The organism is Marinobacter sp. SS13-12, from assembly GCF_030227115.1.
In the GTDB taxonomy this organism is placed as follows: domain Bacteria; phylum Pseudomonadota; class Gammaproteobacteria; order Pseudomonadales; family Oleiphilaceae; genus Marinobacter.
Map to the genome: position 1 here is coordinate 407,675 of NZ_JASSUA010000001.1, position 14,921 is coordinate 422,595.

Sequence of the window (14,921 nt, forward strand, 5' to 3'; positions counted from 1 at the left end):
GTAACTGACGCAGCCGCCGAAAGCCTTATTCCAGAAGGCTGTCGAGCGGCTGCTGGTAACCCGGCGCAAACACCTCCAGAAAGTACATCACTTCCGCCAAGCCCTCGTCTTCCAGCTTTTTCAGGATGTGACCTGCGGCTGGCTCGAACTCCTTGTTACCCGCCTGCATTTCCGCCTGGCATTTCAACAGTGCCGACAGCCGGTCCGCTGCCTTGATCAGCTCCTTTTCTTCCGGTGCCCAACGGGATTCGCGGATGTAGGGGTCAAATTCATCACGGAGATCGTCGGGTAACAGAGCCAGCAATTCGCCCTCCGCTTTGTGCTCTATGTCCCCAAAAGCTTCCCGCATGACCCTGGAGTGGTATTTGACCGGTGTTGGCATATCACCCGTTATGACTTCGGTGGCATCGTGATAGAGCGCGGCTGCCGCAATCCGGTCAACATCCACTTGCCCTCCAAAGTGCCGGTTGCGGATAATAGCAAGGGCATGGGCCAGGGTTGCTACCTCCCAGGAATGGGTGGCAACGTTCTCTTCGATGGCATTGCGCATCAACCCCCAGCGTCTGATCCAGCGAAGCCGTGATACGTAGGCAAAAAAATGGCTGAGAGGGCGGCTCATAGAGATTTCCCGTTTTGCATGAGTTTATAATTGACCCCTTATGACAATGAACTAACAGTGCTAATCTGAATACACGTTCAACTTTTACCAATGCGGAACTGCAATTTTGAACTTCAGACGCCTGCTTAAAACCGCCCTTCCGTTTCTCTGCCTGCCGGTGGTCCTGGGTTTTGCAACCGGCGTCTCGTCGGGGACCGAGATCGCTGTCGGCGTCTATGATTTCCCACCTCTGGCTGCCGTGCATGAAAACACCAAGGTAGAAGGTTTGCTGGGCGAGCTCCTTACCGAACTTGAAACTGCTGATCGGGACATCACCTTTCGCATCGTACACACCTCTCCCAAGCGCAGGCACCTGGATTTTGAAGCGGGATTATACGACGTCATCTTCTTTGAGAGCCTGGACTGGGGTTGGAAGTCTCGGCCTGTCTCTGCCACGCGCCCGATATTGATGGACGAAGACGTCTACGTAGCCCTCGACAAGCCCGGTCGGGATCAGAGCTTTTTCGATAATGTTACTGACCGGGCTATTGTGGCGATTTCCGGTTACCACTATGGCTTTGCGGGCCTTTCCACAGACAACGCCGATCTGGAAGAACGCTTCCGGATCGAATTTTCCCACAGTCACGACCGCAACCTGAATCTGATAAAGGCCGACCGGCCGTCGCTGGCGGAAGTGGCTATCATCAACCGCTCTTATATCCAGATGTATCTGGAGCAACACCCGGAGGACAGGGGTCGATTCCTGGTGTCCGAAGTGGCTGACCAGACCTATCAGCTCAGTATCATGGCCCGCAAAGGCGGGCCGATAACGGCCGCGACTGTGGAGCGGCTGTTATTACCATTGATCGAAGACGGGCGTTATCAGCGCATGGTTGAGCGTCACGGGCTTCAGTTACCGCCCGAACTGGCTGGGCGCTGAGCCCGGAAACTCAGCGGGCATCCAGCTCAAAGCTGATGGTGACATTCCCATTCTCATCGGCACTTGCATCACGCACGGGATCGAGCAGGTAGACCTGGCTTTCCGGCACCTCGTAATCCTCCAGCATTTGCCGGCGCAGCCAGACCCCCCGTGCGGAGGCCAGATTACCAAGGGCCTCCGGCGGCAGCTCGATATCCGTAACCAGCCTTTCCACCAGCGCCTGCTCCCATTCCGACTCACTGACCCGGCCATCCTCACCGGCAACGTTGTCGCGGAAGGCCCCCAGCGAGGCACGGTTGTCCGAGCGGCCGTAGGCCTGTTCCAGCCCGGTGATACGCTCGGCGGCGGGTGCTGTGTCTGCGATACCCAGTTGATCGAACAGCCGCTGCCGCCTCAGTCCGCTGGCATCGGCCTCCGGTGAAACCGCACCACGAACCTTCAACACCAGCGCTGGCCGATCGTTCAGCGCTGCGCCCAATGCCTCCAGTTTGACGTTTTCGCCTTCGGCCAGTTCCACCCGGCCGGGCTCGAAGCTGATTTCGCCCAGATCCTCTCCCGACAACCCGGCCAGATCCACAATGGAACCCAGCATGCTGAAGGGTGATGTTGCCGCTTTTGCAACCAGGTTGACGAAGGCGTTCATGACCACCTGGCTGACACTGAACTCCGGGCTGTCGAGATCACCACTGACGGGAAGATTGATATCAATGACCCCGTCGCGGTTTCTCAGCAGGGCCAGGCCTAGCTTGACCGGCACGCTGACCGCGTCGTCACTGGCTACCGCTTCGCCGAGCTCAAGACCATCCAGGATCACACTGTTGCCGGCATCAATAGTGCTACCGGTAAATGTGTAATCCAGGTCGAGGTTCAGTTTGCCGCTGTCGACCCCATAACCGAGATAGCGGCCGAAGTAGGGCGATAACATGGGCAGGGAAACATTCTCCATACTCAGCTTGAGTTCACTGGTATCGTCTGTTCCCAGAGCCCCCACGGAACCATCAAGGGTCATGCTGGCAACGTCCCCAACGCGGCCCTGGATCGATACCTTACCCTGCTGCGGTGCAATGTTGCTCAGGCCGGTTACGGAGCCACGCAGCTGATCAAACCGGGTGGCAAAAGTCGGATCCATGGTGCGGTCAGTATAGGACACAGTGCCTTCTTCCAGCATGACCTGACCGATACGGAAGATAAACTCTGACTCGCTGTCATCCGCCACAGAGTTCCCGGCGGAGTCTTCCGTCGCCGTCGACCGCACCATACGCTGCAGATTGTGAACCCCGTCCCCTGCACGAACCACATTGACCGTGGGCCCCGCCAGAGTGACCGTTCCGATTTCCAGCCGTGCCGGGGCCACATTGTACTCCACCGGTGCCAGGCGCAGGTTCTGCCAGCCAATCAGCCTCTCATCGCTGTCACCGAGACGAGCATCCAGCGACACCACCTCACCGGTGCCGCTGAAGGTGCCCGTCAACGGATCCTGCTGTTGGTCCAGATCCAGATTTCCGTCCACACTCAGGCGCCCGTCCCTGATATCCAGGTTCGCCATTTCGCTGATATAGGCACCGAACTGGGCCAGGACAATGTCGGAACCGGCAATTCCGGCTTCCAGAGTAAAAGGTACCAGTGTGGTCTGGCCGTTGAACACCAGGCGGCCGCCATCGCCCAGAGTGGACTCAGCCTTATAGTTAACCGGGTCTTCCAGGTGATGGGAAAGCTCGTCAACCTGGATATTCAGATCCTTTAACGACAGATTCGCCTCGGTCTGCAACTGCTCATCCCGCCAGTTCACGGTACTGTTGCCAAGTTCCACACCAGCCACCGACCAGCGGAAAGGCATGTCGCTGTCTCCAGAGTCCTCTGTCGGCTCATCGTCGTCACTTCGCTGAAACGGTTCGAGCAGGTTGATTGACCCATCCGGGTCGCGATGCAGTGACAGGTTTACACCGTCGATATTGACGGTTCCGGTGGCGGCTTCACGGCTATTCAGTCCGAACCGTATATCGCCGATCCGGATGCTCTGCGTGGTAAGCAGTTCGTCATCGCTATCCGCCAGGCCAAGACCCAGGTTTTCAATGATGAGCTGTCCATTGGAGGTGCTCAGGAACAGCTCATCGACAGACTGCAGCTGGTACTCGGAGCTCAGAGTGACGCTACCGTTGCGGAGCTGATAGGGAAGATAGGGTTTGAGGAAGTGCTGTAGCGTGGTGTGAGTCACTCCGCCCAGCTTGATAAACCCCTTCGAATACAGCGGAGCAATGCTCAGGTCCCCCTCCCACTCGATGGTCTGGCTGCCGACCGCGGCCAACAGGTAATAGTTGCTGTCGGCTTCGTCCCGGGGCCAGGTGGCCAGATCGTTGATCGCCAGATCCAGCGGTGACACCCGGAACTCTTCCTGACCCTCCTGGCTGAAATCCCGGAACAACAGCTCACCCCCGGCGACCCTGACACGGTCAAAGTACAGACGAACCGGCTCTGCGGATGCGCTCTCGTCGTTGCCGGTTTCCTCACCCGGCGGGTTGTTCGCCTGCCAGTCCCTGGCATAATTCACACTGTAGTCTTCCAGCAGGTCCAGGCGGATGTAGGGTTCTTCCAGCTCAATATTCTGTAGCGCAACCACACCGGTAACCAGCCGCCAGAGCCCGAGATTGGTGAAAAGGCGATCAAAAGCGACAACACGCTCACCATCACTGTCATCCGCTGTCAGGTTCAGAATCTCAACACTCATGGTGAACGGGTTCACCTGGATGTCTTCCACCTCTGCCTGCCATCCCATGTGCTGTTCCAGCCGCTCTGGCAAGGCCCGCTCCAACCACCAGGGCAGACCCACAAACCCGATAAGGGCATAGATCACGACCAGAACCAGTACAACTACCGAGATATTTCTGGCGGACAATCGTCGTGTGCGGTTTACAACCACCCTGTTCTCCTTGTTGGTTATCGGTGACGGGCCCAGCGCAACCCATTCCAGTTTAACAAGGATAGTCCGCAAGTGACGGTTTTGTCAGCCAGAACCGCTGGCGGACTGACAAGGCCCGATGAACCCGATATTCTGTCCTGACCGTATTAACCAGCGAATCCCCTATACAGGAAACCTGAATGGACATTAGCGATATGCGCCGCGACTTCGAGAGCGAAGGCCTGGATCGCGACGCTCTCGATAGCAACCCGGTCAAACAGTTCCAGACCTGGTTCGGCGATGCCCGTGAAGCAGGTATTCTCGAACCCAATGCGATGTCACTGGCCACCACCGGCAGCGACGGCATGCCGGACATACGAACGGTATTGCTGAAATATTTCGACGAATCCGGCTTTGTGTTCTACACCAATTATGGCAGCCGCAAGGCCCGTGAGCTGGCAGAAAATCCGAAAGCGGCCCTGCTGTTTCCCTGGATTGGTCTTAATCGCCAGGTACGGATACAGGGCAAGGTGGAGAAGGTGAGCAAGTCCGAGTCACTACGTTACTTTGCCTCCCGCCCACGGGGCAGCCAGATCGGTGCCTGGGTATCGGAACAAAGCCGGGCGATAACCTCCCGGGGGCTGTTGGAGCAGAAAGTGGCGGAGATGAAGCGTCGCTTCAGCGCCGGCGAGATTCCTCTGCCAGATTTCTGGGGTGGTTACCGCGTAGTGCCTGAACGCATAGAATTCTGGCAGGGCAGGCCGAGCCGGCTGCATGACCGGTTTGAATACGTGAAACAGAACGATGGGTGGATCATTGACCGGCTCCAACCCTGACACCGCCCCCACCGTCTGGCTGTGCCGGGAACCGGAGTCACAGAGCCCGGCCGCACCGCAATGGCTGACCGCCTTCGAGCAGGCCACAGTTGCCGGCTTCAGTGGCCTTCGGCGGCGGGAATACCTGTGCAGCCGCTGGCTGATTCGCCAGGCACTGGCTGGCACCTCCGGCACCGCCGGCGGGGAGTGTCGCCCCGTTAACGGTCGCCCGGTTTGCTCGGAGCATCCCCCGGGATGGCATTTGTCCCTCAGCCACAGCCACGGACTATCAGCCTGTGCCGTGTCCGCCACGCCGGGCCTGGGGCTGGATATCGAGCCCCGCAACCGGCATCCACACTGGCAGAAAGTGGTTCAGCGATGGTTCACACCCGGTGAGCAGGCCTGGCTGCTCGCCGCCAACCGCTGTGAAGACTTCCTCAAAGTCTGGACTCTCAAGGAAGCCTGGCTGAAAGCAACCGGGCGTGGTATTGCCGGCAATCTGCAGACACTGGAGGTAACCGCTGATTTCCAGCTGTTCGGCGATCGCGGCGACAAGCGCTGGATGGCCTCCGCAGGCCAGGCTGGCGATTTCCTGGTGGCGCTGGTCTACCATCAATCCGGGCATTCGTTACCTTCGGGGTCCCTTTTACAGACCCCGGCGGGGCAATTGCAGGCCAGCCAGCCGGCCCGGCCCATTGCTCCGGTAGACTGGCTGTTCCACAATCCCGTCATCATTCGCGAGCAGGAGTGATTATGGAAAATCCGCAACGCTGCCCCTGGTGCGGCGACGACCCTCTCTACATGGATTACCACGATAACGTCTGGGGCCGGCCGGAATACGATGATCTGGCGCTGTTCGAAAAACTGTGTCTCGACGGCCAGCAGGCAGGGCTGAGCTGGATTACTATCCTTAGAAAACAGGAAAATTACCGCGCAGCCTACGACCACTTCGACCCGCAACGCATCGTCCTTTACGACGACAGCAAGATTGAATCGTTGCTGCAGGACCCGGGCATCGTCCGCAACCGCCTGAAGGTAAACTCCATAGTCCGGAACGCCAGGGGTTATCTGGAACTGCGGGACCAGGGCCACTCGTTCAGCGACTTCCTGTGGTCGTTTGTGGACCACGCGCCGATCCAGAATCACTGGGAAAGCTTTGATCAGGTCCCGATATACACCCCGGAAGCAGAGGCCATGTCCAAAGCGCTGAAACAGCGGGGGTTCAATTTTGTGGGTCCCACCATTGTTTATGCCTTCATGCAGGCGGTGGGAATGGTGAACGACCACCTGACCTATTGTCCCCAACATGCAGTATGCCGGGAGCTTGCCGACAAGGTGTGAACCCCCGTTTTTCCTGCCGCTTCCAGGCCGCCAGATGATCCCAAACCATCCGTCGCTCGTAAGTCCGTGGGTAGCACATCATCCCTCGAGCACTAATGAGAGCAAAACGGTGAGACTAACCCTGGAAGAACTCAGGCACATACCTGACCTGACCATAGACCTGCTGGAAATCATCTCTCTGGAGGGCCAGCAGTATATGGCAAGGCTGGTAATCGATGAGAAATACCACCTGCTATCCGACGCCGGGGGACAGACCCGACTGTTTCGCAGTAGCTGGCAGATTCAGGACACCCTGGCGGCATTCAGTATTATCTCCACCGACGTGGTTCACCCGTCTGCCTACCACGAAATGGTTGGTATGGAGCCGGCTGACATCGAACCCATGAGAATACGGGTGCAGGGGCGCGGCTCGTGATTGCGGTCGCCAGGCTGGCGATTGTCGTTGGCATTGCCGGGTTACTGCCTTTCCTTGCAGCCATACTCGGCCTGTTCATGATGCCCGCCAAAAGTGTGGCCATTATCAGTTACTTCTACCTTTACAGCGCCGGTATCCTGGCCTTTATGGCGGGTATCTACTGGCCACTGGCAATGCAACTGGAGAACCGCTGCTACCCGATTTCACCACTGGTGACCATGCTGCTCAGCCAGGTCTTCTTCGTCTCGGCTGGTATCGGGCTTTTGCTGCCCGTTGCAGCGCAGATCGTGCTTTACACCGTCGCCTATATGGCACTGTATGTGGTTGATGCACGCTGGATGAGGGTCTATTGGCCGGACTGGTACCTGAAACTGAGATTGTTACTGACCGCCGTTGTGTTGTTGTGTCAGGTAGCGGCCGGTACCTGGTTTTTTATCGCTCATGGCTGAGAACCAGCCTGAACCTCCGGAGCCTAGCTCCGGAGTGCCGCTTCCGGGCTTTCAACCAGATTTCTCAGTTTCTTGAGGGCGCCCTTTTCAATCTGCCTTACCCGTTCGCGGCTGATACCGAGATGGTCGGAAATCACCTGCAGGGTCTCCGGCTCTGGCAGGCCAAGCCCGAAGCGCCGAGCCAGTACGTCCTGTTCCCGTGAACTCAGATCGGCCAGCAGCGCCGCCAGTGTGCGCTTGCGGTCCCGATGGAGCATGTCATGGTCCGGCGCGGACTGCTCACCCGCACTGAGGCTGTCACCAAGGGTGATGCCACCTTCGGTGGTCACCGGCATATCCACAGACACTTCCATGCTCGCCAGGGCCCGCAGTTCTCCGATGCGCGATGGCGATACCTCAATTTCCCGTGCCAGCTCGCTCTGTGACGGCGTACGGCCCAGGGTCTGGTGAAGCGCCAGGGAGGTTTTCTGAAGCAGACGGATTTCATCCACCACGTTCTCGGGGGTGTGCACCAGACGGGTGCCCCGCTTCATGCAACGTTTGACCTCTTCGCTTATCCACCAGTAGGCGTAGGTAGAGAAACGGAAGCCTTTGGTGGGATCGAATCGCTCAACGGCCTTGATAAGGCCAACATTGGCATCCTGGATCACATCCGACATCGGGATGCCGCGGTTGGCGTAACGCCGCGCAATATGGACGGCAAGCCGCAGGTTACTGCGGATCAGCCGCTGCCGGCTGTCGGTGGCAAGATGGTAGGCGCGACGGCACCGGGTAGAGAAGGCGCAGGCATCCCCCAGGCTTCCGATAACTTCACGAAAGGTTTGGGGAGTGTCCTCCGGCAAGCCCATCTCCGCAGAGATGACCCGATAACAGAAAGATAATCTGCGGGAAAGGCGACGCTCACCTTCGTTGGTCAGCAATTCGTAACGGGACGCATCCCTGAAGTACAGCCCTACAAGGGAGTCCGTTTCGCCGGAGTGGGCTATGGTCGGAGATGGCCCCGGGCTCTGAACTTCAGTCATGGCACAGGTTCCGATCGTAAGTTTATAAAAGATACGCGCGGAACAGTGCCGTGGATCCCCGGCTACCGGGGGTTCAGTAGCTACTTGCGGCAATTACGGACGGGATGAATCCCGCCCGGTTATGCTGCGACGATAGCGTACTCGTGATTGTAGGGCTCAATCAGCACGCCGTGGAGCGCCACGATGGTCTTCTTGTAGGCGTCTTCATCCACCACAAACTGGATGTCGACCTGGCGCATGCACTGGTGCAGGGCCAGAATACTGATTTCCTCATCCGCCAGGGCCTTGACGGACTTTGCGAGGATGCCCGGTATCTTGATATCACTACCAATGGCAGAAACAATCGCCACTTTGCGGGTACTGATTTCCGCGTTGGGGAACTCATCCTTCAACGCCCGTACCACCCGCTTGACGTGCTTGAGCGTGCTGTCGACGTAATGGGTAATGGTGTTGGCGTTGGTGTCCTTGGAGATAAAGCGCACCTTGAAACGGCCAAGCACTTCCAGAATGCGACGGTCCGAGCCCGGCTCGCCCTGCATGTCCTGGTCAAATACCTCAATGGCAAACACGCCTTTGTTGCCGGCGATGATCTCCACCTGCGGCTTCTCACTGACGTAGTCGCCGGTGATCAGAGTACCGGTATGCTCTGGCTCGAAGGTATTCATCACCCGCAGCGGAATTTCATTCTGGCGCATGCCTTTGCCGGCACGGGGATGGATGGCTTCCATTCCCAGGTTCGCCAGCTGGTCCGCCACGTCGTAATTGGTACGGCCAAGGGGCACCACCTTGTCTGCGCCGACAATGTTGGGGTCGGCAGAGCTGAGATGGTATTCCTTGTGGATGATAGCCTCTCGGGCGTTGGTGATGACCGCCACCCGGCTGAAGGTCATCTCGCTATAGCCCCGGTCAAAGGTGCGCATCAGGCCTTCCTTGCACTGTGCATACCCGGTGACGATGGGCAACTCACGGGTCAGGTCCACGGCATCGAAGGCCTGTTTGAGCTTTTCGTCCAGTGGCAACAACTCGTTGTCGCGCCAGCCTGTCAGGTCCACAAAGCGTGCGTTGATACCTTCCTGCTGAAGCTTGAGGGCGGTGTTGAAGGCGCTGTGTGCCTCGCCAATGCCAGCCAGCATTTCACGCACCGTCAGCAGGTGTTCTTCCAGTTGGAACTGGCCGTAGGAACACAGGCGCTGCAGATCGATCAGGCAACCACGAACACCTTCAATCCGATCAGTAATGAACTGGTCCGCCTGCTGCTTGAGCATGGGGTCCCCGAACAGTTCGCCGTTGATGTCGGTCAGGAACTTGATCAGCTTGGTGAGGTCGTCACCCCAGGCCCAGTCGGACTCCGCATCGGCAAACAGGGCATAAACGCCCGGCTCGCCGGTTTTCTTGTGCTCCAGCAGTTCATCGGTGACACCGCCATAGGCGGAGACCACGAATATGCGCTGGTAGAGGTCGTCCTTTTCGCGCCCGCCGAGAATGATATTGTCGCGCACGGCCTCGTAGTTACTCATCGAGGTGCCGCCGATCTTCTCTACGGTATGTCGTTCGCTAGTCATAGTGTTACCGTTGTTATCCTGCAGAATGAATGGTTGGGGAATGGCAGGCGTCTCAGGACGCCTTGCTCATCCCTTCCTGCATGATTTCGTCCACGCTCTGTGCCAGAAGTTTAGCACCTTTGCGCAGATCATCCTCGCTGGTGGTCAGCGGCATCAGGCATTTGATCACTTCGTCGTTGGGGCCACTGGTTTCAATAATCAGCCCCTTTTCAAAGGCACGGCTGGTAATCTTGTCTGTCAGCTCGGCGTGGGTCGCTTCGATGCCACGCATCAGGCCGCGGCCCTTCATTTTGAACTCGCCCGGATACTTGTCACAGATGGCCTGCAGACCTTCACCCAGCACCTCGGTTTTGGCCTTCACCTCGTTGGCAAAAGCGTCGTCTTTCCAATACGTCTCGACGGCTGCCCGAGCCGTCACGAAAGCCATGTTGTTGCCACGGAAGGTGCCGTTGTGCTCACCCGAACTCCAGATATCAAACTCCGGCTTGAACAGCACCAGCGCCATGGGCAGGCCGTAACCACTCAGCGACTTGGAAACGGTGACAATGTCCGGCTTGATACCGGCAAATTCAAAGCTGAAGAACTCACCGGTACGGCCGTTACCCGCCTGGATGTCATCCAGAATCAGCAGGATATCGTGCTTCCTGCAAAGCTTCTCAAGCCCTTGCAGCCACTCGGCGCGGGCGGCGTTAAGGCCGCCTTCACCCTGGACCGCCTCGACAATCACCGCAGCCGGCAGCTCAAAGCCGGACGAACCATCGGACAGCACCTTGTCCATGATCTCCAGGGTATCGACGTTCTCGCCCAGATAGCCGTCGTAGAACATGAAGTCCACATTGCCCAGCGGGGTACCGACACCACCACGGTGGTGCTTGTTACCGGTAGCGGCAACTGCACCCATGGTCACGCCATGGAAACCGTTGGTAAAGGAAATGATGCCATTTCGACCTTTCACCTTGCGGGCCAGCTTCAAGGCTGCTTCCACGCAGTTGGTGCCGGTGGGGCCGGTAAACTGCATTTTGTAGTTCAGGCCACGGGGGTCCAGGATGCGATTCTTGTAGGACTCAATGAAATCATGCTTGGCGGTGGTGAACATATCCAGGCCCTGACTGACACCATCGTTTTCAATGTACTCCAGCAGGGCTTTCTTGAGAATGTCGTTGTTGTGGCCATAGTTCAGTGACCCGGCGCCAGCCAGAAAATCCAGGTATTCCTTGCCATCTTCGGTGTAAAGGTGCGCATTCTTGGCGCGGTTGAAAATCACCGGAAAGGCACGGGAATAAACACGTACTTCGGATTCAGTCGACTTGAAAAGTTCCATGGTCTTGCCTCTTAGCATGTCAGGTTCGAGGTAGTTGTGCGGTGGCACGTTGGTTGAGGCCGTTGTGACAGATTCACCTCAGCAATCTGCCGGCCAGTCCAAACAGGGGTATCGATCGTTCGGGAAGGCTGCTGTTACGCCGGCTTTGTGAAAGGCCCGATGCGGAGCAGAAACTCGGAGTCGTGCTTGCCGCCAAAGTGGGTGTCTTTCTCAAAGTGCTCGTGATAGGTGAGCTCGGCACCCATGTCACGGGCAAACGACCGGAACAGCGCCCAGGAAGCCTCGTTGTCTTCGGTGATGGTGGTTTCCATATGGGTCACGTTTTTGCACGCGTCCCGGGCCACGATCGCCTTCAGCATTCGCTTGGCCAGACCCTGACCACGACCTTTCTCGTGAACGGCCACTTGCCAGACAAACACGGTTTCGGGCTGTTGGGGGGGAATATATCCGGAAATAAAGCCGACCAGATCGCCGTCTATCTCCGCCGCCACGCCGGTTTCGGCAAAGTGGCTGCACTGCAGGAGGTTGCAGTAGATCGAGTTGGGGTCCAGCGGCGGGCACTGTGCCACCAGCTGGTGGAGCCTGTAGCCATCATCCTTGACCGGTGTGCGGAGGTTGATGGCGGTGGTATTCGAGCCTTCTGATGTCATAACGTGATCGATTCGCCTCAAAAAGTTAGCGTTAAATTATATAGACCACAAAATATATTTCAAGTCAGGCTTACTGGCGACCCTGCCAGGAATGCTGGCCTGCTCTCTAAGAATAGACCGGATTGTGGCGCGCGCCAGTGACAAATTTGTTAAACAGCAGGAGGGAAAACAATACGATCTGACGTCAGGGATGTACCGCCGACGATGCGGCTCCGGTAAGACACTGCAGCGGCCGAACCACCGGGCCACAGCTGATCGAATCGCGGTAGCCACGCTCCCAGATCGTAGGCAACGGGCACCAGGGATACGTTCAGCCCTCGCCGCTCAAGACCGGCAACGGCCTCAAACTGCGGACTTGTCAGACCAATGCGGGTAACCAGGCCCCGCGGGTCCTGCTCCAGGTTCCCCATACCCGCGGAGCCGTTATTAACCACGACGCAACTGCGCCCTTCCACCGTTCCTGACCAGAGCACCGGCAGGCAGGTGTGGGTGGAGGCGATCACATCAGCACCGGACTCGGCAAACCATTCCGCCAGCTGCAATTCGTTGCCCGCCCCAAACGACTCATGGGCCAACCCCCATCCCGCCAGGGACTCCGGATCGCCGTGCACCACTAAAATCTTTAGGCCTCCAAATAACAGGCAGCGATAGCGTGGCAGCAGGCGGAGTCGTTTCTGGATGTCCGGGTGGTCACCAGCCACTCCCTGCAGCCGCTCAATGATGTCATTGGAGCGCTCGACCACGCCCTGGTCAACAAAGTCCGGGTAGGCACAGCCACAGCCTGCACCGTCACTCGGGGTGGCCAGCTCATAATCCACATTCCCCAAGCTGACCATATGATCCAGCACCCGGCAATTGATTTCCCTGAACAGGGTATCGCTGGCATTGAACCAGTTGAAATCGCCATTGAAGATCAGCTTGACCCGGTGCCCCTGGCGTTCCTCTTCAAGCGCCATCCGCTCTATTTCATCAAGAGCGTATGGGTTTCCGTAGAGCCCGCCGATGATATAAAGCACGTCCTCGGTGACCTGCCGGGGTTCCCGGCACAAGTCGGAAGGTCTGTATCGATAAGCCAGGGGGCAGCTTCTGCCTTCGTTCATACCAATTCCTAGGCCTCACCGGCCGCAAGCGATCGACCGGCCAGCCTGCGGGCCACCAGTGGCAGGAAGAAGCCGGCCGTACAGAACAGGAAGCCGTAGGCGTTGACCCCGAGGAGCATCGCGTAGGCTCCGTCACCAATGGCCCAGCTCGCTGGAATCAGACCCAGGGCAAGCAACACGCCCAGCCCCAGGCCAGTCCAGAAACTCAGATGAAAACTCCACGGTGACCAACGGGTAAAGCCGTAGAACAGGAATACCGGCGCCAGCCCCATCACCATGGTGCCAGAAATAGTCGTAGCCTTGAGGATGTCGGTACCCGCAAACATCGGCAGGTTACCCAGGAGCGCAAAGACAATCATGATCACGGCACCCACGCGCACGCTGGGCAACCGGTCCTTCGCCCGCCTCGCCAGCCGCGGCAGATCCACCGCCAGGGATTTGGCCAGTGAACTGAAGGTGGAATCCAGCGTTGAGCCGGCCGACGTCATCATCACCACACTCATGAAGAACAGCGCCGCCAGCCCCAGCGACTGACCCACCGCCGCCGGCGCATTGCCCATGGCCTCGATACCGTTGAGGCGGGCGTGCACACCCACCAGGCTGAAGATAAACACCGCCACAAAACCCAGAAGCCCGGCAACCACGAAGCTCTTGAGCATGGTCTTCTCCTTGTTCACGAAGCCCCGGTCAGTCAGTACCGGATCATGAAAGGGATAACTGAACATCTGCAACAACGCCACCAGCAAGAGGTCAAATCCGGCGTTGAGCTTGAACTCACCATTGCTCAGCAGTGCACTGGTATCGTTGGCCGGGACAATGAGAAACAGCACTGCGCCAACAAAGAACACAAACACAAAGGCCTGGATCACATCGGTAAAAATCGACGACCGCAAACCGCCCTTGAGGCTGTAGGCCAGGGTAAACATGGTAAATAGCATGGCAGCGCCGTAGTACTCCCACTCACCCGGCAGCCCGAAATAACCACCCACCACCGCGGTATTGCTCCAGACCTCGTTGTACAACCGAATCAGAATCGCCGCCGCAAACGCCAGACTGGCAAGCCGGCCAAAACGGGACGTCAGAAAATCCTGCAGACTGCGGGCCCCGGTCTGGGTACGAATCAGGTAAATGATGTAACCCGCCACCGGAATCGACAGCCAGTAACTGGCATAGGCAAGCCCGCCGGTCACCCCGTAAGCGGCACCCAGGTTGGCGGCGTTGGTCACCGACTTGGCAAAAATCCAGCTGATAAAAATACTCGCCGTCAGCGACCACTGGCCTACCGGGTTGCCCTCGTCATCCGCTCCCTTGTAGAAAGAATTGGCGTTCTTGCTCTTCGGCGACAACACATACATCACCACCCCATAAACCACCAAAAATCCCCAAAACAGGGAGGCTTCCGTGAAATTCATTGTCTGTTCTGTCCTCGTTCTTTGTTGTCCGGGGCTTTTCCCCGTGTCTTCAAGTTCGGGAGTTATCGGGGCCGGTGGGTCGGGGTTCAAAAAAACGCCCGTGAACCCATCCATGGGGGGCTTGGTCGCGCCATCCCTGGCGCTCCACATTTTTTGAACCCCGACCCACCGCCCCCTTGTCCAAATGCAGTCTTGCCTTCCCCGGTTTCGCTGGCAGGCAAAGCAACAGCAAAAAACGTTCTTGTCCTTACCCAACGAATTGCAGTGATTCAACCGCGGTCTGGGGGTGGTGTTTTATTTCCGCCAGGAAAAAGGTGTCTGAGCGAAGCGAGTTCTTTTTCCCAAGGAAATAAAACACCACCCCCAGGCCGCCAATATCCATCAACCAGTCTTAAAAAAA

The 14,921-nt window shown here is 57.8% G+C and carries 14 protein-coding genes; 6 read left to right on the forward strand and 8 right to left on the reverse strand.

Translation table 11 applies throughout. From position 1 onward, the window contains the following. Window positions 1–25: 25 nt before the first annotated feature. Entirely contained in the window at window positions 26–619 is a 594-nt protein-coding gene (gene yfbR / locus QPL94_RS01845; RefSeq protein WP_285355130.1) for a 5'-deoxynucleotidase, read from the reverse strand. A gap of 106 nt (window positions 620–725) precedes the next feature. Between yfbR and QPL94_RS01850 the strand changes: the two genes are divergently transcribed. After that, on the forward strand, window positions 726–1,538 hold the full coding sequence (locus tag QPL94_RS01850; protein WP_285355132.1) for a transporter substrate-binding domain-containing protein: 813 nt from the start codon (window positions 726–728) through the stop codon (window positions 1,536–1,538). Window positions 1,539–1,548: 10 nt separating this feature from the next. On the opposite strand, the gene QPL94_RS01855 is transcribed toward QPL94_RS01850, so the two are convergent. Beyond that, entirely contained in the window at window positions 1,549–4,455 is a 2,907-nt protein-coding gene (locus QPL94_RS01855; RefSeq protein ID WP_285355133.1) for a DUF748 domain-containing protein, read from the reverse strand. Window positions 4,456–4,634: 179 nt separating this feature from the next. Between QPL94_RS01855 and pdxH the strand changes: the two genes are divergently transcribed. The 5 genes from pdxH (at window position 4,635) to QPL94_RS01880 (ending at window position 7,454) form a co-directional block, all read left to right on the forward strand. After that, complete coding sequence (pdxH, locus tag QPL94_RS01860; RefSeq protein WP_285355134.1) at window positions 4,635–5,270, forward strand: pyridoxamine 5'-phosphate oxidase; 636 nt, start codon at window positions 4,635–4,637, stop codon at window positions 5,268–5,270. Continuing rightward, complete coding sequence (locus QPL94_RS01865) at window positions 5,239–6,000, forward strand: 4'-phosphopantetheinyl transferase family protein (protein ID WP_285355136.1); 762 nt, start codon at window positions 5,239–5,241, stop codon at window positions 5,998–6,000. Before pdxH ends, QPL94_RS01865 begins: the two co-directional genes overlap by 32 nt. Window positions 6,001–6,002: 2 nt before the next feature. Further along, entirely contained in the window at window positions 6,003–6,590 is a 588-nt protein-coding gene (locus tag QPL94_RS01870) for a DNA-3-methyladenine glycosylase I (protein ID WP_285355137.1), read from the forward strand. A 109-nt stretch (window positions 6,591–6,699) separates the two neighbouring features. Continuing rightward, on the forward strand, window positions 6,700–7,005 hold the full coding sequence (locus tag QPL94_RS01875) for a DUF6482 family protein (RefSeq protein ID WP_285355138.1): 306 nt from the start codon (window positions 6,700–6,702) through the stop codon (window positions 7,003–7,005). Beyond that, on the forward strand, window positions 7,002–7,454 hold the full coding sequence (locus QPL94_RS01880) for a DUF3429 domain-containing protein (protein WP_285355140.1): 453 nt from the start codon (window positions 7,002–7,004) through the stop codon (window positions 7,452–7,454). Before QPL94_RS01875 ends, QPL94_RS01880 begins: the two co-directional genes overlap by 4 nt. Window positions 7,455–7,477: 23 nt before the next feature. Here the strand turns inward: QPL94_RS01880 and QPL94_RS01885 are convergent, their stop codons facing one another. The 6 genes from QPL94_RS01885 to QPL94_RS01910 all read right to left on the reverse strand — a co-directional run bounded on the left by QPL94_RS01885 (window position 7,478) and on the right by QPL94_RS01910 (window position 14,521). Then, window positions 7,478–8,476, reverse strand: coding sequence for a sigma-70 family RNA polymerase sigma factor (locus tag QPL94_RS01885; RefSeq protein ID WP_285355142.1), 999 nt, complete (start codon window positions 8,474–8,476; stop codon window positions 7,478–7,480). Window positions 8,477–8,595: 119 nt separating this feature from the next. Next, the gene (locus QPL94_RS01890; protein WP_137436651.1) at window positions 8,596–10,038 is read right to left on the reverse strand and encodes an aspartate kinase; all 1,443 of its coding nucleotides are present in this window, start codon (window positions 10,036–10,038) and stop codon (window positions 8,596–8,598) included. A gap of 52 nt (window positions 10,039–10,090) precedes the next feature. Next, entirely contained in the window at window positions 10,091–11,359 is a 1,269-nt protein-coding gene (ectB, locus tag QPL94_RS01895) for a diaminobutyrate--2-oxoglutarate transaminase (protein WP_285355145.1), read from the reverse strand. Between the two features lie 134 nt (window positions 11,360–11,493). Further along, window positions 11,494–12,009, reverse strand: a complete 516-nt coding sequence (ectA, locus tag QPL94_RS01900; protein ID WP_285355147.1) for a diaminobutyrate acetyltransferase — start codon at window positions 12,007–12,009, stop codon at window positions 11,494–11,496. A 149-nt stretch (window positions 12,010–12,158) separates the two neighbouring features. Continuing rightward, on the reverse strand, window positions 12,159–13,109 hold the full coding sequence (locus QPL94_RS01905) for a metallophosphoesterase family protein (protein ID WP_285355148.1): 951 nt from the start codon (window positions 13,107–13,109) through the stop codon (window positions 12,159–12,161). Window positions 13,110–13,117: 8 nt separating this feature from the next. After that, complete coding sequence (locus QPL94_RS01910; protein WP_285355149.1) at window positions 13,118–14,521, reverse strand: sodium:solute symporter family transporter; 1,404 nt, start codon at window positions 14,519–14,521, stop codon at window positions 13,118–13,120. Between the last annotated feature and the right edge of the window lie 400 nt (window positions 14,522–14,921).